The sequence below is a fragment of the Stenotrophomonas sp. YJH_SMC_123 genome, assembly GCF_059368215.1.
The window spans coordinates 113,195-133,976 of the sequence record NZ_JCAFRM010000007.1 but is presented as its reverse complement, the minus strand read 5'-3'; the positions used below and the strand labels follow the sequence as shown (position 1 = coordinate 133,976).

The 20,782-nt window shown below is 66.1% G+C and carries 23 protein-coding genes and 1 tRNA gene; 13 read left to right on the top strand and 11 right to left on the bottom strand.

Annotated features, from left to right (window positions below):
* Positions 1–50: 50 nt before the first annotated feature.
* From AC5P5W_RS15900 to AC5P5W_RS15885, 4 genes are all read right to left on the bottom strand, one after another.
* The gene (locus AC5P5W_RS15900) at positions 51–1,472 is read right to left on the bottom strand and encodes a M28 family peptidase (protein WP_197575541.1); all 1,422 of its coding nucleotides are present in this window, start codon (positions 1,470–1,472) and stop codon (positions 51–53) included.
* Between the two features lie 245 nt (positions 1,473–1,717).
* Entirely contained in the window at positions 1,718–2,122 is a 405-nt protein-coding gene (gene mscL / locus AC5P5W_RS15895; protein WP_005418809.1) for a large-conductance mechanosensitive channel protein MscL, read from the bottom strand.
* 54 nt (positions 2,123–2,176) lie between these two features.
* The gene (locus tag AC5P5W_RS15890) at positions 2,177–2,893 is read right to left on the bottom strand and encodes a fumarylacetoacetate hydrolase family protein (RefSeq protein WP_197576153.1); all 717 of its coding nucleotides are present in this window, start codon (positions 2,891–2,893) and stop codon (positions 2,177–2,179) included.
* A gap of 75 nt (positions 2,894–2,968) precedes the next feature.
* Positions 2,969–3,250, bottom strand: coding sequence for a hypothetical protein (locus AC5P5W_RS15885; RefSeq protein WP_005410817.1), 282 nt, complete (start codon positions 3,248–3,250; stop codon positions 2,969–2,971).
* Between the two features lie 178 nt (positions 3,251–3,428).
* Between AC5P5W_RS15885 and AC5P5W_RS15880 the strand changes: the two genes are divergently transcribed.
* A complete protein-coding gene (locus AC5P5W_RS15880; RefSeq protein WP_012511947.1) occupies positions 3,429–3,764 on the top strand; it encodes a Rieske (2Fe-2S) protein in 336 nt (111 codons plus the stop codon).
* Positions 3,765–4,067: 303 nt separating this feature from the next.
* Here AC5P5W_RS15880 and AC5P5W_RS15875 read toward each other — a convergent pair whose 3' ends face one another.
* The 4 genes from AC5P5W_RS15875 to thiS all read right to left on the bottom strand — a co-directional run bounded on the left by AC5P5W_RS15875 (position 4,068) and on the right by thiS (position 7,790).
* Complete coding sequence (locus AC5P5W_RS15875) at positions 4,068–5,915, bottom strand: SLC13 family permease (RefSeq protein WP_032957191.1); 1,848 nt, start codon at positions 5,913–5,915, stop codon at positions 4,068–4,070.
* A 27-nt stretch (positions 5,916–5,942) separates the two neighbouring features.
* Positions 5,943–6,677: a tRNA (guanosine(46)-N7)-methyltransferase TrmB gene (trmB, locus tag AC5P5W_RS15870; RefSeq protein WP_019660186.1), complete on the bottom strand. Its 735-nt coding sequence runs from the start codon at positions 6,675–6,677 to the stop codon at positions 5,943–5,945.
* Complete coding sequence (locus AC5P5W_RS15865; RefSeq protein ID WP_005418798.1) at positions 6,677–7,471, bottom strand: thiazole synthase; 795 nt, start codon at positions 7,469–7,471, stop codon at positions 6,677–6,679. The genes trmB and AC5P5W_RS15865 overlap by 1 nt, the downstream gene beginning before the upstream one ends.
* A gap of 118 nt (positions 7,472–7,589) precedes the next feature.
* On the bottom strand, positions 7,590–7,790 hold the full coding sequence (gene thiS / locus AC5P5W_RS15860) for a sulfur carrier protein ThiS (protein WP_005418796.1): 201 nt from the start codon (positions 7,788–7,790) through the stop codon (positions 7,590–7,592).
* Between the two features lie 207 nt (positions 7,791–7,997).
* Between thiS and AC5P5W_RS15855 the strand changes: the two genes are divergently transcribed.
* From AC5P5W_RS15855 to AC5P5W_RS15810, 10 genes are all read left to right on the top strand, one after another.
* Positions 7,998–9,851: an autotransporter domain-containing protein gene (locus tag AC5P5W_RS15855; RefSeq protein ID WP_197574437.1), complete on the top strand. Its 1,854-nt coding sequence runs from the start codon at positions 7,998–8,000 to the stop codon at positions 9,849–9,851.
* Positions 9,852–10,012: 161 nt separating this feature from the next.
* Positions 10,013–10,086: transfer RNA gene (locus AC5P5W_RS15850), tRNA-Gly, on the top strand.
* Positions 10,087–10,209: 123 nt separating this feature from the next.
* A complete protein-coding gene (locus AC5P5W_RS15845) occupies positions 10,210–10,428 on the top strand; it encodes a hypothetical protein (RefSeq protein ID WP_197574438.1) in 219 nt (72 codons plus the stop codon).
* Between the two features lie 177 nt (positions 10,429–10,605).
* The gene (gene rimK / locus AC5P5W_RS15840; protein WP_005418651.1) at positions 10,606–11,484 is read left to right on the top strand and encodes a 30S ribosomal protein S6--L-glutamate ligase; all 879 of its coding nucleotides are present in this window, start codon (positions 10,606–10,608) and stop codon (positions 11,482–11,484) included.
* 258 nt (positions 11,485–11,742) lie between these two features.
* A complete protein-coding gene (locus AC5P5W_RS15835) occupies positions 11,743–12,222 on the top strand; it encodes a hypothetical protein (RefSeq protein ID WP_049440385.1) in 480 nt (159 codons plus the stop codon).
* A 95-nt stretch (positions 12,223–12,317) separates the two neighbouring features.
* Positions 12,318–12,788 carry a hypothetical protein gene (locus AC5P5W_RS15830; RefSeq protein WP_134809216.1) on the top strand — a complete coding sequence of 157 codons (471 nt, stop codon included), beginning with the start codon at positions 12,318–12,320 and terminating at the stop codon, positions 12,786–12,788.
* Positions 12,789–12,903: 115 nt separating this feature from the next.
* On the top strand, positions 12,904–13,365 hold the full coding sequence (locus AC5P5W_RS15825; protein WP_014648206.1) for a hypothetical protein: 462 nt from the start codon (positions 12,904–12,906) through the stop codon (positions 13,363–13,365).
* Between the two features lie 162 nt (positions 13,366–13,527).
* Positions 13,528–14,205, top strand: a complete 678-nt coding sequence (locus AC5P5W_RS15820) for a response regulator transcription factor (protein WP_005410804.1) — start codon at positions 13,528–13,530, stop codon at positions 14,203–14,205.
* Positions 14,168–15,538, top strand: a complete 1,371-nt coding sequence (locus AC5P5W_RS15815; protein ID WP_032957212.1) for a sensor histidine kinase — start codon at positions 14,168–14,170, stop codon at positions 15,536–15,538. The genes AC5P5W_RS15820 and AC5P5W_RS15815 overlap by 38 nt, the downstream gene beginning before the upstream one ends.
* Before the next feature lie 484 nt (positions 15,539–16,022).
* The gene (locus AC5P5W_RS15810) at positions 16,023–16,409 is read left to right on the top strand and encodes a hypothetical protein (RefSeq protein ID WP_197574440.1); all 387 of its coding nucleotides are present in this window, start codon (positions 16,023–16,025) and stop codon (positions 16,407–16,409) included.
* A gap of 173 nt (positions 16,410–16,582) precedes the next feature.
* Here the strand turns inward: AC5P5W_RS15810 and coaE are convergent, their stop codons facing one another.
* From coaE to AC5P5W_RS15795, 3 genes are read right to left on the bottom strand one after another with little or no spacing between them, the layout of a single operon-like run.
* A complete protein-coding gene (coaE, locus tag AC5P5W_RS15805; RefSeq protein WP_197574441.1) occupies positions 16,583–17,194 on the bottom strand; it encodes a dephospho-CoA kinase in 612 nt (203 codons plus the stop codon).
* Positions 17,195–17,205: 11 nt separating this feature from the next.
* Positions 17,206–18,069, bottom strand: a complete 864-nt coding sequence (locus AC5P5W_RS15800) for a prepilin peptidase (protein ID WP_005418626.1) — start codon at positions 18,067–18,069, stop codon at positions 17,206–17,208.
* Between the two features lie 7 nt (positions 18,070–18,076).
* Positions 18,077–19,336: a type II secretion system F family protein gene (locus tag AC5P5W_RS15795; RefSeq protein ID WP_075076078.1), complete on the bottom strand. Its 1,260-nt coding sequence runs from the start codon at positions 19,334–19,336 to the stop codon at positions 18,077–18,079.
* A gap of 355 nt (positions 19,337–19,691) precedes the next feature.
* Between AC5P5W_RS15795 and AC5P5W_RS15790 the strand changes: the two genes are divergently transcribed.
* Both AC5P5W_RS15790 and AC5P5W_RS15785 read left to right on the top strand, forming a co-directional pair.
* Positions 19,692–20,105: a pilin gene (locus tag AC5P5W_RS15790; protein WP_075076079.1), complete on the top strand. Its 414-nt coding sequence runs from the start codon at positions 19,692–19,694 to the stop codon at positions 20,103–20,105.
* Between the two features lie 80 nt (positions 20,106–20,185).
* Positions 20,186–20,593, top strand: coding sequence for a pilin (locus AC5P5W_RS15785; protein WP_075076080.1), 408 nt, complete (start codon positions 20,186–20,188; stop codon positions 20,591–20,593).
* Positions 20,594–20,782 lie beyond the last annotated feature (189 nt).

Below are 20,782 nucleotides of genomic sequence, written 5' to 3'. Positions count from 1 at the left end.
GGTCAGATCCCTCGCCAAGGGCGAGGGCTCTGACCCCCTGTGTCACCGCATCACTCGTTCGGCGGCGTGGTCGCCTTGGCCTCGCTGCCGAAGCTGCCGTCGGCTTCCGCCGCCAGGTAGGCGAACACGCTATACGCGGCCACGTTCTGCGCCAGCGCCTTCGGGTCGATCTTGTCCAGCGTGTCGTCGGCGGTGTGGTGCAGGTGGAAGTAGTCCGAGCCATCCTGCGCCAGCCACGCCCACGCACCGCCCTTGGCGGCCAGCGGGCCGACGTCCGGGCCCGGGCCACCCTTGTCGGCCTGGTACTCGATGCCCAGCGGCTTCATTACTTCGGCAATCTGCTTCGTCGCTTCACGCGAGCCTTCCGGATTCGGTGAACCGGTATTGAAGGCGTAGATGCGGCCTGCGCCGAAGTCGCTCTCGGCGGCCAGCTGGTGCAGGGCCACGTCCTTGGCGTGTGCCTCGGCATAGGCCTTGCCGCCGTAGAGGCCCTGTTCCTCGTTGGCGAAGGCGATCACGCGGATGGTGCGCTTCGGTGCCTGCTTGAGCTGGCCGATCAGGTGGCCGGCGGCCATGGTGATACCCACGCCCGCGCCGTCATCCACGGCGCCGGTGCCCAGGTCCCACGAATCCAGGTGACCACCGATCACCACCACTTCCTTCGGCAGGCTGCGGCCGGTGATCTCGCCGATCACGTTGTACGAGGTGGCGGTGCCGTCCCAGCCGCAATCCAGTGCCACCTTCACCGTGGTGCTGCCACGCGCCAGCAGGCGGGCCAGCTGGTCGGCATCGGGCACCGACAGCGCGGCCGACGGCACCGGGGTCAGGCCGTCATCGAAACGGGTGATGCCGGTGTGCGGCACGCGGTGCGAGTCGGTACCGGCCGAGCGCATCAGGAAGCCGACCGCGCCCTTGCGGATGGCTTCGGATGGGCCCTTGCTGCGGATCGCACCGCCGCGGCCGTAATCGCGGCCATCGCGGAAGGGCAGCATCTGGTAATCGACGAAGGCGATCTTGCCCTTCAGCGAACCTGCCGGTGCGGCCTGCAGCGCGGCCAGATCGGCGAAGCGCACCACCTCGGCTTCCACGGTGCCACCCGGGCTGCCGCCCAGTGCGGTGATCTGCAGCGGCTGCGGGTTCCTGCCGGTCACGGCGGCGTGTTCGCTGCGGCGCTCCCATTTCGGGAACGTCACCGGCTCCTTCCAGACCTTGTCGAAGCCCAGGGCCTTGAACTTGGCTTCGGCCCAGGCAACGGCGCGGGCATCGGCTTCGCTGCCGGCGATGCGCGGACCAATCTCGGTGGTGAGCGACTCGACCACCTTCCAGCCGGTGTCATCGGCCAGCGCCTGGTCGCGCAGCTGCGCGGCTGTCGCCAGCGAGGCGGGGGGCAGGGTGGTGGTGCGCGGTGCCGCGAAGGCCGGGGCGGCCAACAGGGCGAGGGAGGATGCGATGGCAAGGACGCGGCGACGCATGGACAACTCCGGGAAGGGACCTAAGCCTTGGAGCTTAACAGTCGTTCAGCCCGGCGCATGGGCGGGAGGTCATGGCTGGCGCGGATGCTGTTTTCCGCCAGATGCAGCAAAGCGAAAGCCCCGCCGGAGCGGGGCTTTCGCCTGCTTCTGTAGAGCCGAGCCCATGCTCGGCTGCCTTTCGCAGATCAGCCGAGCGTGGGCTCGGCTCTACAGGTGGGAGGGGCGCCCATAGGCGCCCGGTACCCTTACTTCTTCAGGCTGTCGCGGATCTCGCGCAGCAGCACCACTTCTTCGGCCGGCGCCGCCGGTGCCGCTTCCTTCTTGCGCGACAGGCGGTTGATCGCCTTGACCACGATGAAGATCGCGAAAGCCACGATCACGAACTGGATGACGGTGTTGATGAAGTCGCCGTAGCCAACCACCACCGCCGGGATCTCCTTGCCATCCGGTCCGAGCCGGGCTGGCGACAGCGTCCAGGCCAGGCTGGAGAAGTCCACGCGGCCGATCAGGTAGCCCAGCGGCGGCATGATGATCTTCTCGACCAGTGCGGTCACGATCTTGCCGAAGGCCGCGCCGATCACCACGCCGACGGCGAGGTCGATGACGTTGCCGCGCATCGCGAATTCCTTGAACTCGGTGAGCATTCCCATTGTTGTTTTTCTCCGGTGGGGAAGTGGACAGCGCGCAGGGTAGCGCAGGTGATGTCAGCCGACGATCACGCCGTGGCGCTCGGCCACGTTTTCCAGGCGCGCGCTGAAGCGGTCGCCGGGCTTGAGCGCGGCCACGCCGGACGGCGTGCCCATGAACACCAGGTCGCCGGCACGCAGCTGCCACAGCTTGGACAGCTCATGCAGGATCTCCGGCACGTTCCAGATCATCTGGTCGAGCAGAGCCTGCTGGCGCACCTCGCCGTTGACCTCCAGCGACAGGTTCAGCGCGGCCAGGTCGCCGACTTCCTCGGCGTGGACGATTTCGCTGATCGGCGCGGAGGCGTCGAAGCCCTTGGCCGCGTCCCACGGGTGGCCCTTGTCCTTGGCCGCGGCCTGCAGGTCGCGGCGGGTCAGGTCCAGGCCGACGGCATAGCCGTAGACCAGTGCGTCGGCGTCGGCCACGGCCAGCTCGCCGGCGGGCGCATCGCGGCCGATCGCCACCACCAGCTCCACTTCGTGGTGCAGGTTGGCGGTCGCTGGCGGGTAGGGGATTGCATCGTCGTGGCCGACCACGATCGCATCGGCCGGCTTGCTGAAAAACATCGGGCGGCCACGGTCATCGGCCGCCGGCACTGCCGCACCCATTTCGCGGGCGTGGTCGGCAAAGTTGCGGCCGACGCAGTAGATGCGGTGCACGGGGAAACTGCCACCACCGGCTACCGGCACACGCGGCAGGGCTACGGCAGGGATCACATCGGAGACATCGGACATGCGGGCATCCAGGAAGGGCGTGCCCGCAGTCTAGAACGCATGGCGCCCGCCGTCAGCGGGCGCGCAGGAGGTGGATCAGCGCGAGGCCGGCAACACCGGCTTGCGTACCACGCGGTACTCGCCTTCGACCACGGTCGGGTCGACCGGACGGGCAACACCCGGCTTGCGCGAGGCCAGCAGCTTCCACGCCAGGCCGACCAGGATCATCGCCGCACCGACGAACACACCGATGAACACCATCGCGGCCAGGATCGCCAGGCCAAGCAGGCCCACGGCAACGCGCACCAGCGGGTGGCGCGGCTTGCGCGGCGCGAACAGGGTGCGGAACTGGTTGAAGGCGGATGCGCGATTGAACATGGCGGCTCGATAGGCTGGGATCAGCGAAACCAGAGTATCGGGACGCGCCACTGTCATTGAGTGAAAAACTCGTTAAATATAGCCTGTGCTTATTACGGATCAATGACTTGTGTTCATGTCGCAGCCAGTCACCTGAGTGGGCATGCGACAATGCGGGTTTACCGTACGAGCCTTCGCCATGACTGCCGCTGCTGCCCTGATCGCCCTGGATGCCATTGCCGATGGCGCGTTTGCCGAGGTCGAAGCGGTGGTCGATGGCGATGCCGAATCGCTGGTGCTGTACCGCGACGGCGCGCAGGTGCGCGCATTCCTGAACATCTGCCCGCACGCCGGCCGCCGCCTGGACTGGGCGCCGGGGCAGTTCCTGAAGAGCCGCGAGGGCCACCTGGTGTGCGCCGCGCATGGCGCGTCGTTCGCGCTGGACAGTGGCGACTGCATCGCCGGCCCGTGCAAGGGCGACCGCCTGCGCGCGGTGCCGGTGGACGTGCGCGACGGGCAGGTCTACCTGGCTTGAGGCCAGAAGCAGTCGAGCACGGCTCGACGCTACAAAAGCCGTGTCGACCAAGGTCGACAGCTACCAGAGCGAGATCCGTGCCGACCAACGGTCGGCACCCACCACCCGCCGCGTGAAACTGTCGAAGGCGGCGCACTGTGGGTTTGCGGGGTGTGAGCGGTATGGATGCCGCGGCCAAGCCCCCATGGATGGGTTTACGGCGTCCCCGCAAACCCACAGTGCCCCGCCATCCCACGGAATGCCCGCTGTTGCTGTTGCTTCGGCTTCTGCAGGTGCAGGGCGCAGCCCTGCCGATCAAGTCCCTCAGAACATCAGGTTGATCATCAGCACCACCACGCAGGTGTAGATCAGCGACAACGGGCCGCCGACCCGCCACATCTCGCGCGGGGTGTAGTTGGCCGGGCCGGTGATCATCGAGATCACCGGGTTGGAGGCCGTCATCAGGTTGTTGGACGCCGACAGCGCCACGATCAGCGCGAACGCGGTCGGGTTGCCACCCGCCGCCAGTGCCAGGTTCACCGCAATGGGCACCATCACGATGGTCGCGCCCACATGGCTGATCACCAGCGAGAACGCCGTGGTCAGCAGCGCCAGCGCCACCTCCAGCACCCACACCGGAATGCCGGTCGGCAGCTTGTCGATGGTATGGCCGGCCACCCACGCGGCCGCACCGCTGGAGTCCATCGCCCAGCCGAGCGGAATCAGCCCGGCCATCATGAACACCGTCTTCCAGTTGATCGAGGCATAGGCCTCGTCCATGCGCAGCACGCCGGTCAGCAGCATGCCGGCCACGCCGGTCATCAGCGTCAGCGCCACCGGCAGCTTGCTGGTCAGCGCGATCAGGATGGTCAACGCGAAGATCGCCATCGCGATCTTGAACTTGTGCGGGCGCTGCTCGCCGGTCGGGTAGTCGGTCACCACCACGAAGTCGCGGCTCTTGGCAGCCTGCGCCAGGTCGGTCCAGATGCTGTGGAACACCAGCATGTCACCGGCGCGCAGCTGCACGTCACGCACGTCCTCGCGGATCACCTGCTTGTCACGGTTGATCGCCAGCAGGCTGATGCCGCGCTCCTTGCGCAGGCGCAGGTCGGCCGCACTCTTGCCGATCACGTTCGAGGTCGGCGGCACCACCGCCTCGGAAATGCCGGCGCGGCTGGGGTTGAACAGGTCGCCCAGGTGCTTCAGGCGCGAGGACATGCGCAGGAACTGGTTCTGCGCGAAGTCGCTGATCTGCTGGCGCGGGCCCATCGCACCGAGCACGCTGCCGACCCAGATGCGCATCTCCGCCGGCGGCGCCAGGCGGGTGTCATTGCCGGTCTTCAGGGCCAGCAGCAGTGGCGCATCGTGCAGGGTCTCGGCCTCGCCCAGGGTCATGCCGACCAGCGGGCTTTCGGCGCTGACCACCAGCTCGAACACATCGCCTTCGATGCCGTAGGTCTTGGCAAAGTAGCTCTCGGTTCGCGCCGGGGTGACCCCGTCGTTGACCAGGTTTTCTTCCTCGATCAGCTTGCGGTCGCCGTAGTAGCGGAAGTACAGCAGCGAGGCGACCAGCAGTGCCACGCCGATCGGCAGCGGCGCGAACATGCGCAGCGGCTCGATGGTGGCCAGGCCGGAGGGCAGGTTGTTGTTGGCCGAGGCCAGCAGGTCGTTCAGCAGGATCAGCGGCGAATTGCCGACCATGGTCAGCGCGCCGCCCATCACGATCGCCGCCGAGATCGGCAGCAGCAGGCGCTGCATCGTCAGCCCGGTGCGCGCTGCCAGTCGCGAGGCGACCGGCAGGTACAACGCCATCACCGACGGGTTCTGCATGAAGGATGAGTTCAGGCCGGCGATGGCCGTGGTCATCATCAGCAGCCGCTGCTCGACACCGTGGCCGCGCCGCAGCAGCCAGGCGGCCAGCCGGTTCAGCGCCCCGGTGCGGTCCAGACCCGCACCGAGGATGGTGGTGGCGATGATGCTCATCACCGCGTTACCGGAGAAACCGCCGAAGATTTCCTCCGGCGCGATCAGTCCGGTGACACCGAGCACCACCAGCACCACCAGCGCGACCACGTCGGCGCGGATGCGCTCGAACAGGAACATCGCCATCGTGAAGCCGACCAGCCCGAGCACGAGCTTCATGTCGTTGGTCAGCGTCAGCGCGGTATCCATGTGGGGCGCGGCGTCCTCAGGCGATCGTCAGGTGCGGTCGTACAGCAGGTCCCAGACGCCATGGCCGAGCTTCTGGCCGCGGGTCTCGAAGTGGGTCTGCGGGCGCCAGTCCGGGCGCGGCACGCTGCCACGCGGGCCGGCACGGTTGACCAGGCCGGCGGTGGCATCGAGCACATCCCACATCTGCTCGGCGTAGTCCTCCCAGTCGGTGGCACAGTGCAGGCGGCCGCCCGGGCGCAGCTTGCGCACCAGCAGTTCGGCGAACGCCGGCTGCAGCAGGCGGCGCTTGTTGTGGCGCTTCTTGTGCCACGGGTCCGGGAAGTAGATGCGCACTTCATCGAGCGCGCCGTCGGCGATCTCGTTCTGCAGCACTTCCACCGCATCGTGGTGGTACAGGCGCACGTGGTCGGCATTGTCCTCGGCCAGCGCGTTCAGCAGACGGCCCACGCCCGGGGCGTGCACCTCGATGCCGATGTAGTCGCGCGACGGGTCGTGCTGGGCGGCGAAGCGCAGCGCGGCACCGTTGCCGAAGCCGATTTCCAGCACCTTGTGTGCCGGGCGGCCGAAGGTGGCGTCCAGGTCACGCGGTTGGCCGGTGTAGTCGAGGCCGAAGCGCGGCCAGCGTTCGTCGAACGCGCGCTGCTGGGCAGGGGTGAAGCGGCCCTGGCGCAACACGAAGCTGCGCACCTCGCGGCGGCCCTCGCTCACGGTGAAGGGCTTGGGCGGGGCCTTGGAACCGGCGCTGTCAAAAGGATTGGTCATCAGCCGATCAGCCCATCCACCGGCGAGGAGGCGCTGGCGTAGCGCTTGCGCGGGATGCGCCCGGCAAGGAAGGCCTCGCGGCCGGCCTCGACCGCCTTGCGCATCGCACTGGCCATCAGCACCGGGCTGCGCGCACCGGCAATGGCGGTGTTCATCAGCACGCCGTCGCAGCCCAGCTCCATCGCGATCGCCGCGTCCGACGCGGTACCGACGCCGGCGTCGACGATGATCGGCACCTTGGCGTCTTCGATGATCTGCAGCAGGTTGTACTTGTTCTGGATGCCCAGGCCCGAACCGATCGGCGCGGCCAGCGGCATCACCGCAGCGCAGCCGATCTCTTCCAGGCGCTTGGCCAGGATCGGGTCGTCGGAGGTATAGACCATCACCTCGAAACCGTCCTTGACCAGCTGCTCGGCGGCCTTCAGGGTCTGCATCACGTCCGGGTAAAGGGTCTTCTGGTCGCCCAGCACTTCCAACTTGGTCAGGTTGTGGCCGTCCAGCAGCTCACGGGCCAGCCGGCAGGTACGCACGGCGTCCTCGGCGGTGTAGCAGCCGGCGGTGTTGGGCAGGATGGTGAAGCGCTCCGGCGGCAGCACGTCCAGCAGGTTCGGCTCGCCCGGGTTCTGCCCGATGTTGGTGCGGCGGATGGCCACGGTGACGATCTGGGCGCCAGCGGCCTCGGTGGCCAGGCGGGTTTCTTCCAGGTCCTTGAACTTGCCGGTGCCGGTCAGCAGCCGCGAGCCATAGGTCTTGCCGGCGATCACCAGCGAATCGGGGGAGACATGAACGTTCATGGCGCGATTATCGCTTATCCGCCTGAAGATGGGGTCACGCAGAGGGCGGGGTCGAGCGTGGGGTCAGATCCCTTTGCCATCGGCAAAGGGATCTGACCCCTGAACACCCGCGCAGGCCTCAGCCCCCGCCCAGCGCGTGCACGATCTCCACCACGTCGCCTTCGGCCAGGACGTGCTCGCCATGGCGGCTGCGGCTGACGATCTCGCCGTTGACCTCCACCGCCACCCGGCGCTGCAGCAGCTGCTCGGCCTGCAGCAGGTCGTGGAGGGTCGCCGAAGCGGGCAGGGTACGGGGTTCGCCGTTGAGCTGGATGTTCATCGCCGCATTGTCGCCGATGGCCTGCGCGGATCGGAACCCTTGCAAATTTCGTTGATCGCCAGCCCCGGCACAGCATGGTCCAGCGCCCTCAGGCGACAATCCATGCGGCGGCGCAGCGTGAGCAAAACGCGGCGCAGTGGAACCATTCACCGTGCGCCGGCGTACGTCCGCCGGGTCCTCAACGATATCCCCACAGGAGTTTTTTACATGCTGCTCAGCAAACGCCCGATCCGCTCCCTGATGGCGGCCGCGATCGCGCTGGCCGCGCTTCCGGCCATGGCAGGCGAATCCCCCTATTCCAAGGCCGTGTTCTTCGGTGACAGCCTGACCGACGCTGGCTATTTCCGCCCGCTGCTGCCGGCCGATGTGCGTCCGGTGACCGGCCAGTTCACCACCAACCCGGGTTGGGTGTGGGCGCAGCAGGTCGCCAACTACTACGGCCTCAACGGCACGCCCAACGGCAATGGCCAGAACGGTGACAACTACGCCGTCGGCGGCGCCCGTGTATCGACCGACGAAGCGGGTGGCCTCGGAGCCATTCCGTCGCTGAAGTCGCAGGCGACCCGTTACCTTGCTGCGAATGGTGGCAAGGCTGACGCCAATGCCCTGTACACCGTATGGGGCGGTGCCAATGATCTGTTCGCGGCCACGCGCGCAGCGGCCGGCGGTGCCTCGCAGGCCCAGGTGCAGGGCATCATCGGCGCCGCGGTCACCGACCAGATCGCGCTGGTGGGCGCCCTGAAGCAGGCCGGTGCCCAGTACGTGCTCGTGCCGAATCTGCCGGACGTGGGCATCACTCCGCAGTTCCGTGGCCCCAACGCCGCCGCCGCCACTGCACTGTCGGCCGGTTACAACAAGGCCCTGTACGGTGGTCTGAAGCAGGCGGGCATCGAGTTCATTCCGCTCGACACCTTCAGCATCCTGCGTGAAGTGACCGCCAACCCGGGCATGTACGGCTTCACCAACGTCACCAGCACCGCCTGCAAGATCGATCCGGCCAACTCGACGCAGAGCATCCTGACCTGCAACCCGACCAGCTACGTCAGCCCGGATGCGGCCAACACCTACCTGTTTGCCGATGGCGTGCACCCGACCACCGCCGGTCATCAGCTGCTGGGCCAGTACGCGGTCTCGGTGCTGGAAGGCCCGCGCCTGCAGCAGGTGCTGAGCCACTCGGCACAGACCATCGGCCGCTCGCGTGCCGACCAGGTCAGCATGCACCTGGGTGGTCGTCCGGCTGACGGCCTGTCTTGGTGGGGCGGCGTGCGCGGCGACCTGCAGCGCTACGACCACGCCGACCTGTACGACGGCCTGGCCCCGGCCGGCCTGTTCGGTATCGACTGGGCCCGCGACGGCATGGTGTTCGGCGGTTTCGCCGGCTTCGGCCGCCTCAGCGCCGACTTCGGCAACAGCCGTGGCGACTTCACCCAGAAGGACACCACCGCCGGTCTGTTCGCCGGCTGGTATGGCGACCGCATCTGGGTGAACGGCCAGGTCAGCTACACCTGGCTGTCCTATGACGTGAACCGCAAGGTCCAGCTGGGCCCGGCCACCCGTGAGCATGGTGGTTCGCCGGACGGCAGCAACCTGACCGCGGCCCTGAACGCCGGTTACGAGTTCGGCACCGAAGGCGGCTTCCGCCACGGCCCGATCGCCTCGGTGATCTGGCAGAAGGTGAAGATCGACGGTTACACCGAAAGCGCTGCGGCTGGCACCCTGGCCACCGCACTGGGCTACGACCGCCAGAACGTCGATTCGACCGTCGGCCGCATCGGCTGGCAGGCCCGTTTCGATGGCGGCGCCGTCAAGCCGTACGCGCAGGTGACCTACGATCACGAGTTCGAGGACACCAAGCAGGCCAGCGCCTGGCTGCAGACCCTGCCGGAACTGGGCAGCTACCGCGTGCCGGGCCTGAAGTTCGACAAGAACTACGCCACCGTCGTGCTGGGTGCCCGCACCGAACTGTTCGGCCTGCAGAGCAACTTCGGCCTGAGCGCGTCGACCGGCCAGAAGCGCGCGCAGGACGCCACCCTGTTCGCCAACTTCAGCGGCACGTTCTAAGCAGCACCCGCCGGGGTCGGGGCCCTTTCCGCCAAGGAAAGGGCTCTGACCTTTTGCGCCGGGGGTCGGATCCGTTTCCGCCAGGAAACGGCTCTGACCCCATTGCGGCATGCTGCCATTGCGCAACACTGGCCCAACCGCATAGACTTTCACCGCGCACTGCGGGCGTAGCTCAATGGTAGAGCTGTAGCTTCCCAAGCTACTGACGTGGGTTCGATTCCCATCGCCCGCTCCAATCGCGCCACGCGCGTAGACAGAAGGCCGCTCATCAGCGGCCTTCTTCATTTCTGATTAGTTTCATATCCACGCCCATACGCGCCCGGTTAGCGTTGCCGCATTTCCTACACGGAAGCAGCGCATGGAAACGAAGGACGACGTCGTCGGCAGCCTTCATGAGATCTACAAGAACTCCGGTGCCGGCACCTCCCGCCAGCTGGCCGCAGTGCGCGCACTGGGTCGCGCCGGTGGGCCGAAGGCCGCGCAGCTTCTGTGGCAGATCTATGAGGGGACCTCGGCCGGACCGGTCACGCAGATGGCCTGCATCGCAGCGCTGGGTGAATCCGCGCGCGGGTTCTGAAGCGGAACCAGCCCGCATGGTGATGCGGGCCTGTGGTGTATCCGGCGACGGTTACTCTTTCGCCGGAATCGTCGCCGCAGGAGCCGGCCACTACCGGCGCAGGCGGCACGGGCCAGGCATCATCCACCCGCCACACGCCCGCGCTATGCTTCGCGCCTGCCGACCGATCCCACCGCGATGAAGCTCGCCATCCTGTCCCGCAACAGCTCCCTGTATTCCACCCGTCGGCTGGTCGAGGCGGCGCGCGCGCGCGGCCACACCGTGCGCATCCTGGACCCGTTGCGCTGCTACATGCGCATCGCCGCCGATGGCTTTTCCATGCACTACAAGGGCCGGCCAATGACCGGCGTGGACATGGTCATTCCGCGCATCGGTGCCTCGATCACCCGCTACGGCACCGCGGTGCTGCGCCAGTTCGAGCTGATGGGCGCGCGCACGCCCAATCCGTCCGACGCCATCCTGCGTTCGCGCGACAAGCTGCGCGCGCACCAGCTGCTGGCGGCCAAGGGCATCGACATGCCGGTCACCGTGTTCGGCGACAACCCCGACGACACCGTCGACCTGCTGTCCATGCTGGGCCCGCCGCCGCACGTGGTGAAGCTCAATGAAGGCACCCAGGGGCGCGGCGTGATCCTGACCGAGAAGGCCAGTGCCTCGCGCGGCATCGTCGAAGCGCTGCGCGGCCTGTACGCCAACTTCCTGATGCAGGAATTCATCGGCGAGGCCAAGGGGGCCGACCTGCGCTGCTTCGTGGTGGGCGACCAGGTGGTGGCGTCGATGCAGCGGCAGGCACCGGAGGGCGACTTCCGCTCTAACCTGCACGCCGGGGGTACCGCCGTGGCGGCCAAGGCCAGCCGTGCCGAGCAGCAGGTGGCGGTGCGTTCGGCCAAGGCGCTGGGCCTGTCGGTCTGCGGCGTGGACCTGATCCGTTCCGCGCGCGGCCCGCTGGTGCTGGAGGTCAACTCCACGCCCGGGCTGGAAGGCATCGAAGCGGCCTGCGGGGTCGACGTGGCGACACGCATCATCGAGCACGTAGAGAAGATCAAAAAACCCTGATTATCCATGGGGTTATGATTCTCACCGGCAAATGATCCGGGCCTTTAACGAGGCTTTAATCGGATCGGGCGTAGGCTTCAGCGCACCGCAGCTCTGCCTCTCAGCAGGATCGGTATCGGGATACGACTTCAGGCCCAGGCGGGTGCACCGTCTGGGCCTTTTTTATGCCTGTCGGCCCCATGCCCAAGGTCTCTTGTGGAGGCCGCGTGACGGTCGTAGAGTTGGCCCTTCGTTCCGGGATGGATCGGGAGGTTGGCGATGTACCGCATCATGATGATCGCGTTGCTGCTGGGCCTGTCTGGCGCTGTTGCCGCCAAGCCGGAGAAAGTGGCTGTACAGATGGACCGGCAGGGCTCGGTCGCCGAGCAGATGCGTCAGGTGGAAACCGCCCTGGCCGCCCCCGACTATGCCGAACTGTCCGCCGAGGATCGCGGCCAGGTGCAGCAGTCGCTGTCGCGTATCCGCCAGCACATGGGCGAACGCCAGACCGTGCAGGAGCTGCCGCCGCAGTTGCAGGCCGAGGTCTTCAACGAGCAGGAACGCATCAACACCGTGTTGGCGCGTGGCCATGAAGACAGCCGGCAGATCTGCAGGTACGAACGCACCACCGGCAGCAACATGCCCAAGAGCCGCTGCCTGACCGTGGCCGAACGGCGCCGGATCGAAGAGAAAGGCAAGGCGCTGATCAACGACCAGCGCAGCTACAACACGCTCAGCCCACCGCCCGCCGGGCGTTGACCGCACCGCCCTTCGGCCCATCGAGCGTGCTGTGACGGCGCATCGGTGGCACCGCAGGATCGATGTTCCACTCATGGAAGAACCTGGAGGTAACGATGCAGCGCATGACCCCCTTCGCCCTGATGCTGGGCCTGGCCCTGGCCACCACCGCCCACGCCAAGCCCGAGAAAGGGCAGGTGAAGTTCGACGCCAACGCACCGGTGGCCGAACAGATCCGCAACGTTGAGACGGCGATCAACAGCGAGGACTACAGCGAGATCGGGCTGGAAGACAAAAGCCGCGTGCAGCAGGCGCTGGGCCGCATCAAGATCAAGATGGGCGACCACGAACGCGTGGAGCAGGTCAGTCCGCAGGACCGCACCGAGATCTTCAACGACCAGGAAGTGATCAACACGATCATGACCCGCGCCCACGCCGACAGCCGCATGGTCTGCCGTCGTGAACGCACCACCGGCAGCAACATGCCGCAGAGTGTCTGCCTGACCGTGGCCCAGCGCCGCAAGGCGCAGGAAGAAAGCCGCAAGGCGCTCAACGACAACCAGCGCTTCAACAACTACAAGCCCTGATCGCTGCCGGACCGATCGCATGCCGCCATCGGTCACCCTGCCGTGCGTCCCTTGTGGGCGCATCGGCGGAATCGTAAAGTCGAGACCCTATTCATGGACGAACATGGAGCTCGTCATGTACCGCAACACGACACTTGCCCTGATGCTGTCGCTCGGCCTGGTAGCCACCGTGCAGGCCAAGGCGCAGAAGGACACCGTGCAGATGGATGCCTTCACCCCGGTGTCCGAGCAGATCCGCCGCGTTGAAACGGCCATGGGCAGCGAGGACTACAGCGAGATCGGGCTGGAGGACAAGAGTCGCGTGCAGCAGGCACTGAACCGGATCCGGATCAAGATGAATGGCCGGGAGAAGGTGGATGAGCTGGCCCCGCAGGAGCGCAACGACCTGTTCAACGAGCAGGAGATCGTCAACACCATCATGACCCGCGCCCAGGCCGACAGCCGCATGATCTGCCGCCGCGAGCGCCTTACCGGCAGCAACATGCCGACCAGCGTCTGCCTGACCGTGGCCCAGCGTCGCAAGGCCCAGGAAGACAGCCGCCGGGCGCTGACCGACCAGCAGCGCATCAGCCGCTGACCGCTCGCCGAGGGGGCTTTTGTCGGTGTCGGCCCTTCGGTACGAAATGTTAAGAATGGAACCTGTATCGTTCAGCAGGTAGACGTCGCGTCCACCCACGCAGGGGCATCCTGAGCGGGTGGGCCTGGCCCCCCGACGACCCTTCAAGAACCAGAGGTCCCAGTGCGCATTCTCGTAATCGAAGACAACAGCGACATCGCCGCCAACCTTGGCGACTACCTTGAGGATCGTGGCCACACCGTGGACTTCGCCGCCGACGGCGTGACCGGCCTGCACCTGGCCGTGGTCCACGAGTTCGACGCCATCGTTCTGGACCTGAACCTGCCGGGCATGGATGGCATCGAAGTGTGCCGCAAGCTGCGCAACGAAGCGCGCAAGCAGACCCCGGTGCTGATGCTGACCGCCCGCGACTCGCTGGACAACAAGCTGGCCGGTTTCGATTCCGGCGCCGATGACTACCTGATCAAGCCGTTCGCGCTGCAGGAAGTGGAAGTGCGCTTGAACGCGCTGTCGCGCCGCGGCAAGGGCGTGCAGACCCGCGTGCTGGAAACCGGCGACCTGGAATACAACCTGGACACGCTGGAAGTGCGCCGCCAGGGCAAGCTGCTGCAACTCAACCCGACCGCGCTGAAGATCCTGCAGGCCCTGATGGAGGCCGCGCCGGCCGTGGTCACCCGCCAGGAGCTGGAAACCCGCGTCTGGGGCGAGGAGCTGCCCGACTCGGATTCGCTCCGTGTCCACATCCACGGCCTGCGTGCGGTGGTCGACAAGCCGTTTGAAGTGCCGCTGATCCAGACCCGCCATGGCATCGGATACCGCATCGCCACCCCGGAAGCCTGATTCCGTGGCAACCAAGGGGGAGCGCCGGCGTTCGCCGTATCGGCGGCGCCTGCGCAGCCGCATCATCGTCTCGTTCGTGTTGTTGGGCTTCTGCCTGACGACACTGTTCGCGTTTGCCACCAACTGGGCCCGCATGCGCGTGGAAAACCAGCTGGTGGAAGACGTGATGAACCGCAACATCAACGAGTACGTGCGGCGGTTCTACGAGAGCCCGGATCGCAACCCCGACCTGCCCGTGCAGCAGATGCGTGCGCGCCTGATCAAGCCTGACAAGTTTGACGCGCTGCGCGAGGAAGAGCCGGACTGGTATGAGTTCAAGGATGGCCTGTACAACATGGGCGGCGTGGACGAGCGCGGCCAGCGCTATTCCTACAAGCTGGCCGTGCGCAAGACGCCCGACGCCTGGGCATTCCTGGCCTACGACATGACCGACAGCGTGCGCGGTGGGCAGCAGCTCAACCGCGCGCTGGTGCTGTCGGTGCTGGTGTTCAGCCTGTTGTCGCTGGTGCTGGGCTGGTGGTCGGCATCGAAGGTGATGAAGCCGGTCTCGGACCTGGCCGCGCGGCTGCGTGCCTATCGCGGCGGCACCAGTGATCCCGAGCCGCTGGCGCCGCGGTTCCCCGACGACGAAGTGGGGCAGCTGGCGCAGGCGCTGGATGATTATTCGTCGCGACTGACCGAAGTGGTGCAGCGCGACCGCGAGTTCAATGCCGACGTCAGCCACGAACTGCGCACGCCGCTGGCGGTGATCCGTGGCGCCACCGAGCTGCTGCTGACCCGGCCCGGCCTGGATGAGAAGGTGCTGCAGCGGCTACAGCGCATCCAACGCGCCGAACAGCAGTGCAGCGACCTGATCGGCGCGCTGCTGCTGCTGTCGCGCAACGAGCGCGGGCAGGGTACCAGCAACGTCGCGCGCGTGGCCGAACAGCTGCTGGACGCCCACCGCGCCCAGCTGGGTGGCAAGCCGCTGGAGCTGGCGCTGGAAGGCGAGCGCAACCTGGTGATCGATGCGCCGGAGGCGGCCTTGTCGGTGGCGCTGGGCAACCTGATCGGCAACGCGGTGAAGTACTCGCAGGATGGCGAAGTGCGCGTCTTTGTCGGCAGCAATTCAGTGTCTGTGACTGACAGCGGCCCGGGCCTGAGCGAAGAAGACGCCGCCAAGCTGTTCCAGCGCGGCTATCGCGGCACCCATGCCGGCCATTCGCAGGGCGGTGGCATCGGCCTGTCGATCGTCAGCCGCCTGTGCGATCTGTACGGCTGGCAGGTCAGCGTGCGCCCCGGTGGCGAGCGCGGCGTGATCGCCACGCTGACGTTCTCGCCGAAGCCGTTGTAAGGGCCCCTGCCAGGGTGGGTGCCGACCTTGGTCGGCACGAATCCTGCCGACCTCACAACGCGCCCTGTGTCGCTTGTGCCACCGAATTAACTTCGCAGTCGTGATGCGCAAGAAGCCCAATACGACATCACTGTGATCGCCGCCACGCCGCGTGCGTGTCCGCATGCACGCATTCGTGCCCTCAGCGGCGGCTTGAGAATTTCCTTACAGATCACAACGCTACGTGATGGCCAGATGGGGCGGCCGGGGCAGGTGCCCTGGCCGGGATTGGCGTCCTGAAAAAAACCAACATTCAGCACTCTTCGACGGCCCCTCGGCCAGTCGTTGAAAATGCACCGCGTGCCTTGCTTCGGCGGGCGGTGCGTGGGGATTCATCAGAATCCGCTGGAGTATTTTTGCTGAATGTCGGATCTCCGGTACGCCAACCCGCACCGTCCGCCACCTCGCATCCGCAGGTGGCTCGTCGTCTGCGAGGAGATTCACCATGTCCGCACGCCCCGTGTTCCCCCAACTGTACGCACTGATCGGCGAAGCCGCTGACCTGCTGCCGGCCGACGTCGTCGCGCGCATCGAAACCCTGCTCGATGATCCGAAAGATCTGCTGCCTGCGTTGCTTGCCCGCATGGACGGCCGCGATGCCGCCGACGGCCGGCGACTGGAAGCGCAGGGCCTCAGCCCTGCCCAGGCGGCCACCATGGCCGGTCTCAGCCGCACCCTGGCCGGCTTGAATGCACTCATGCAGGTGCTGCACGCCGCCGAAGCCGCCCGCGAAGAGGGCGGTGCCCACCAGCAGCTCAGCCCGGATGTCGTCGACGGCCTGCTGCTCGGCGCACGAGAACTGGCCCGCTACGCCCGTCTGCAGTTGGAGTAGATCCAAGCCATGCGTGGATGCAGAACGCTTTGTAGAGCCGAGCCAATGCTCGGCTTGATGATCGCAGCCGAGCACGGGCTCGGCTCTACAGCAGTTCCACGCTGGCGCGGGGTAGATCACCGCCATGCATGGATTCGCTTCGGTAGTGCCGGCCGCTGGCCGGCAGCCAGGCCTCAGCCCCCAGCCAACCCCAGATAGCGCTCATGCAGCGCTTCCACCTGCGCCTGCAGGTCCTCGGGGTGGCCATCGTTGACCACCACATCATCGGCCAGTGCCAACCGCTGCGCGCGGCTGGCCTGGGCGGCGATCATCTTGTCGGCCAGCGCGGCGTCGATGCCGTCGCGCTGCATCAGCCGGGCGTGCTGCACGGCTTCGGGCGCATCCACCAGCAATACCCGGTCCAACCACGGGTAGGCCTGCCGCCCACCGACCTCGGTCAGCAGCGGGATGGCGGCAATCGCATAGGGGCTGGCGGCCTGCTCGCACTGCTGTTGCATCAGCAGGCGGATGGCCGGGTGGGTGATCGCTTCCAGTGCCGCCCGTTCGGTCGGGTCGGCGAACACGTGGGCCCGCAGGCGTGCCCGGTCCAAGCTACCGTCCGCCTGCAGCATGCCGGCGCCGAAGCGCTCGGCGATACGGTCCAGGGCCGGGCTGCCGGCGGCAACCACCGCGCGGGCGGCCAGGTCGGCGTCGGCCACCACGATGCCCAGCGCCTCGAAGCGCCGGGTCACCTCGCTCTTGCCGGCGGCAATGCCGCCGGTCAGGCCAACCACATAGCGGCTCATGGGGATTCCCCTCAGCGCAGTCCGCTCAACACCAGGTACTGCTCCACCACGGGCGCGCCCCACATGAAGTACAGCCAGCCCGCGATGGCCAGGTAGGGGCCGAACGGGATCGGCGTGGCGCGGTCACGGCCCCGGGTGTACAGCCAGATCGAGCCGATGATGGCGCCCAGCACCGACGACAGCAGGATGATCGGCAGGATGCCCTTCAACCCGCACCAGGCGCCGAGCGCGGCCAGCAGCTTGAAATCGCCGTGGCCCATGCCTTCCTTGCCGGTCAGCTGCTTGAACAGCCACCAGACCATCCACAGCGACAGATAGCCCACCGCCGCGCCGACCAAGGCAGGCTTGGCCGGCATGTACAGGTTGTCGATGTTGCCTATCAGGCCCAGCCACATCAGTGGCAGGGTCAACTGGTCGGGCAGCAGCTGGGTGCGCAGGTCGATGCCGGACAAGGCGATCAGGAAGCAGGTCAGCACGATGGCGCCGAAGCCCTGCCAGCCGAAGCCGAACTGCCAGACGCAGGCCAGTACCAGCACCGAGGTCAGGGCCTCGACCAGCGGGTACTGCAACGAGATCGGCGCCTTGCAGTGGCGGCACTTGCCGCCCTGGATGATCCAGCTGAACAGCGGGATGTTCTCGTACCAGCTCAGCTTGTGCTTGCAGTGCGGGCAGTGCGAGGGCTCGACCACGATCCCCGGTGGCGGGGGTTCGTAGAAGTCCGGTTCTTCCAGGACCTCGCGCGCATCGCGCTTCCACTGCCACTCCAGCCGCTTGGGCAGGCGCAGGATGACGACGTTGAGGAAACTGCCCAGCAGCAGCCCCAGGGCGGCCGCGGCGGGGTAGCCGAGGCCGGGATGCTGGTCGAGAAATGCCATGTAGTGATTATCCGACGACGGAAGCGAGCTTGAAGATCGGCAGGTACATGCCGATGACCATGCCGCCGACGATGGTACCAATGATCACCATGATCACAGGTTCCAGCAGGCTGCTCAGGGCGTCAACGGCATTGTTGACCTCCTGCTCATAGTACTCGGCCACCTTGAACAGCATGGCGTCCAGGGCGCCCGCCTCTTCACCGATGCCGGTCATCTGGATGACCATGTGCGGGAACAGGGCGGTCTGCTTCATGGCCATGTTGACCGGGTAACCGACCGACACGTCGTCGCGCATGCGCAATACGGCATGCTCGTAAACCGTATTGCCGGTAGCGCCGGCCACGATACTCAGTGCCTCCACCAGTGGTACGCCCGCCTTGAAGGTCACGGCGGTGGTACGGGCAAAGCGGGCGATCGAGCTGTTGTGCATGATCTGCCCAATGACCGGCAGCTTCAGTATCAGCCGATCTATGCTGTGCTGCAGTTTCGGTGAACGCTTATAAGCGGCGATGAAGCCTACTACCGAGCCAATGATGACCAGCAGGATCAGCCACCACCATGAGACCATGAATCTAGACATGTTGACGATCAACTGCGTGAACGCCGGCAAGTCTGCACCGAAGCCTTTGAATACGTCTTCGAACTGCGGTACGACCCAGACCAGCAGGATGCCGCTGACCAGCAGGGCAACCGCAAGTACCATCGCCGGGTAGAACATCGCCTTCTTGATCTTGCCCTTCAGCGCCTCAATGTTCTCTTTATAGTTGGCAACAGTGTCCAGCACCGTCTCCAGGACACCGGCGCCTTCACCGGCCCGTACCAGGTTGCGGTAGAGCTCGTCGAACTGTACCGGGTACTTGCTGACAGCCTCATAGAGCGACGAGCCGCCCTCGATGTCGGTGCGCAGGCCATCCACCATCTTCTTCATGCGCGGGTTCTTGTGCCCGTTCGCGATGATGTCCAGCGACCCCACAATGGGTACGCCTGACTTCATCATGGTGGCCATCTGCCGGCTGAAGAAAGCGATTTCCTTGGGTGTGATCTTGCTCCCGGCCGCGCCAAACAGCGGCTTGGGCTTGGGTTTGACCACGCCGGGATTTATGCCCTGGCGGCGTAGTTCAGCCCGCAGCAGGTTCGCGTTCTTCGCGGCCTGCTCCCCTTTCATCTTCACGCCCCGCTTGTCGGTCCCCTCCCAGACAAACGGCTGCAGTTCCGTGGTGCTGCGCGCCACGGGCTCCTTCTTGATCGCACTGCGACTGACAGACATATCGGCTCCCCAAGACCCGCCATCCCCAGGCGGGCGTCTAGCCGTCGATGGTAGCGGGTTCATGCCCGTCTGGGCAGTTGCCAAGGGGCCCATGATGCGAATTCGTGCCGGTTGCCGGCCAAAGGTGACGCACTGCGTCACATTGCCGCGTCCATCGCAGATTCGCATCCGGGGGGTTCCCATCCGTGAAATAGCTGCCATCATGGGCGCGGGGAAATCCAGGGGGAGGCGTGCCGGGGTTGGCACGCAACCTGCGTTGATCCACCCGCAGGGGGCAGGACCCGCTCAGCTGGCCGCTGGTCAGACCGATCCTGACTTCTGAAATCAACCACCACTTATCTTGGGGATGTACCAAATGAAGAACCAGAAGGGCTTCACCCTTATCGAACTGATGATCGTCGTTGCGATCATCGCCATCCTGGCCGCCATCGCCCTGCCGATGTACCAGGACTACGTGGCCAAGTCGCAGACTGCGGCGGGCCTGGCCGAAGTCACCAGCGGCAAGACCGCTGCTGAGGTCGCACTCAACGAAGGCAAGGATTTCGCTGATCCGGCTGACATCGGTCTGAAGGTTTCGACCCGTTGCCCGACCGTCACCGTGAAGGGCACCGCGTCTTCCGGTGCAGCGTCGATCGCCTGCACCCTGGCTGGTAACTCTCAGGTGAAGGACAAGACCATCACCCTGACCCGCGCCACTGCTGACGGTACTTGGACCTGTGCCACGACCGTACTGAAGAAGTACGCCCCGACGGGCTGCACCGGCGCCTAAAGCGCTCCGGAAGAAGCCCCGCGAAAGCGGGGCTTCTTTCGTTTGGAAGGGCGATAACTCACTCATGAGCTGGGGGAGCCATGAAGCGAACTAGGGGTTTTACACTGATCGAGCTGATGATAGTAGTTGCCATCATTGCCATCCTGGCAGCTATTGCATTGCCGATGTATCAGGATTACGTGGCCAAGGCTGATTTGGCTGCAGCTTTGTCGGATATCCGGCCGGGTAAGACCACGATGGAGTCCGTTGCCCAGGACAACCAGAACGCATCTCTGGTTAACGCGGAATACATTGGGCTCAAGCCGAGTACGAGGTGTTCTGCGGTTTCAGCGGAACTGGCGGCGACGGGCGTGGGCAGTATCACGTGCACTCTCGTTGGAGGGGCGCCAGTATCGGGCAAGAACTTGGTCCTCCGTCGCGCAGCCGACGGCACCTGGACCTGCGACGGCAGCGCCTTCGAAGCGCGCTATCGCCCAACCGGCTGTTGATCACACTTCGGCCTGCCAATGGGATGTTGGCGGGCCGTTGACGGGGCTATCATCCCCGGGGGAGTCAGGATCGTGCCTGCCGGGCTGGGAGTGCCGGGCGAGGCAGTCATGCTGAAGGATTGGCGTCGTCGTCGGCCATCGGGTCGCGGCAGGTTCTGCTGCCCTGTGCGGTGCCTCTGGAAGGCGCGC

Bases quoted from the DNA above. Each gene is read 5' to 3' on its own strand.
- AC5P5W_RS15815 (WP_032957212.1), top strand. From the start codon at position 14,168: ATGGCATCGGATACCGCATCGCCACCCCGGAAGCCTGATTCCGTGGCA.
- AC5P5W_RS15785 (WP_075076080.1), top strand. From the start codon at position 20,186: ATGAAGCGAACTAGGGGTTTTACACTGATCGAGCTGATGATAGTAGTT.
- thiS (WP_005418796.1), bottom strand. From the start codon at position 7,790: ATGAACATCCAGCTCAACGGCGAACCCCGTACCCTGCCCGCTTCGGCG.
- AC5P5W_RS15865 (WP_005418798.1), bottom strand. From the start codon at position 7,471: ATGAACGTTCATGTCTCCCCCGATTCGCTGGTGATCGCCGGCAAGACC.
- AC5P5W_RS15825 (WP_014648206.1), top strand. From the start codon at position 12,904: ATGTACCGCAACACGACACTTGCCCTGATGCTGTCGCTCGGCCTGGTA.
- AC5P5W_RS15790 (WP_075076079.1), top strand. From the start codon at position 19,692: ATGAAGAACCAGAAGGGCTTCACCCTTATCGAACTGATGATCGTCGTT.
- AC5P5W_RS15810 (WP_197574440.1), top strand. From the start codon at position 16,023: ATGTCCGCACGCCCCGTGTTCCCCCAACTGTACGCACTGATCGGCGAA.
- AC5P5W_RS15830 (WP_134809216.1), top strand. From the start codon at position 12,318: ATGCAGCGCATGACCCCCTTCGCCCTGATGCTGGGCCTGGCCCTGGCC.
- AC5P5W_RS15800 (WP_005418626.1), bottom strand. From the start codon at position 18,069: ATGGCATTTCTCGACCAGCATCCCGGCCTCGGCTACCCCGCCGCGGCC.
- AC5P5W_RS15795 (WP_075076078.1), bottom strand. From the start codon at position 19,336: ATGTCTGTCAGTCGCAGTGCGATCAAGAAGGAGCCCGTGGCGCGCAGC.
- AC5P5W_RS15890 (WP_197576153.1), bottom strand. From the start codon at position 2,893: ATGTCCGATGTCTCCGATGTGATCCCTGCCGTAGCCCTGCCGCGTGTG.
- mscL (WP_005418809.1), bottom strand. From the start codon at position 2,122: ATGGGAATGCTCACCGAGTTCAAGGAATTCGCGATGCGCGGCAACGTC.
- AC5P5W_RS15845 (WP_197574438.1), top strand. From the start codon at position 10,210: ATGGAAACGAAGGACGACGTCGTCGGCAGCCTTCATGAGATCTACAAG.
- rimK (WP_005418651.1), top strand. From the start codon at position 10,606: ATGAAGCTCGCCATCCTGTCCCGCAACAGCTCCCTGTATTCCACCCGT.
- AC5P5W_RS15875 (WP_032957191.1), bottom strand. From the start codon at position 5,915: ATGGATACCGCGCTGACGCTGACCAACGACATGAAGCTCGTGCTCGGG.
- AC5P5W_RS15880 (WP_012511947.1), top strand. From the start codon at position 3,429: ATGACTGCCGCTGCTGCCCTGATCGCCCTGGATGCCATTGCCGATGGC.
- coaE (WP_197574441.1), bottom strand. From the start codon at position 17,194: ATGAGCCGCTATGTGGTTGGCCTGACCGGCGGCATTGCCGCCGGCAAG.
- AC5P5W_RS15885 (WP_005410817.1), bottom strand. From the start codon at position 3,250: ATGTTCAATCGCGCATCCGCCTTCAACCAGTTCCGCACCCTGTTCGCG.
- AC5P5W_RS15900 (WP_197575541.1), bottom strand. From the start codon at position 1,472: ATGCGTCGCCGCGTCCTTGCCATCGCATCCTCCCTCGCCCTGTTGGCC.
- AC5P5W_RS15855 (WP_197574437.1), top strand. From the start codon at position 7,998: ATGCTGCTCAGCAAACGCCCGATCCGCTCCCTGATGGCGGCCGCGATC.
- trmB (WP_019660186.1), bottom strand. From the start codon at position 6,677: ATGACCAATCCTTTTGACAGCGCCGGTTCCAAGGCCCCGCCCAAGCCC.
- AC5P5W_RS15835 (WP_049440385.1), top strand. From the start codon at position 11,743: ATGTACCGCATCATGATGATCGCGTTGCTGCTGGGCCTGTCTGGCGCT.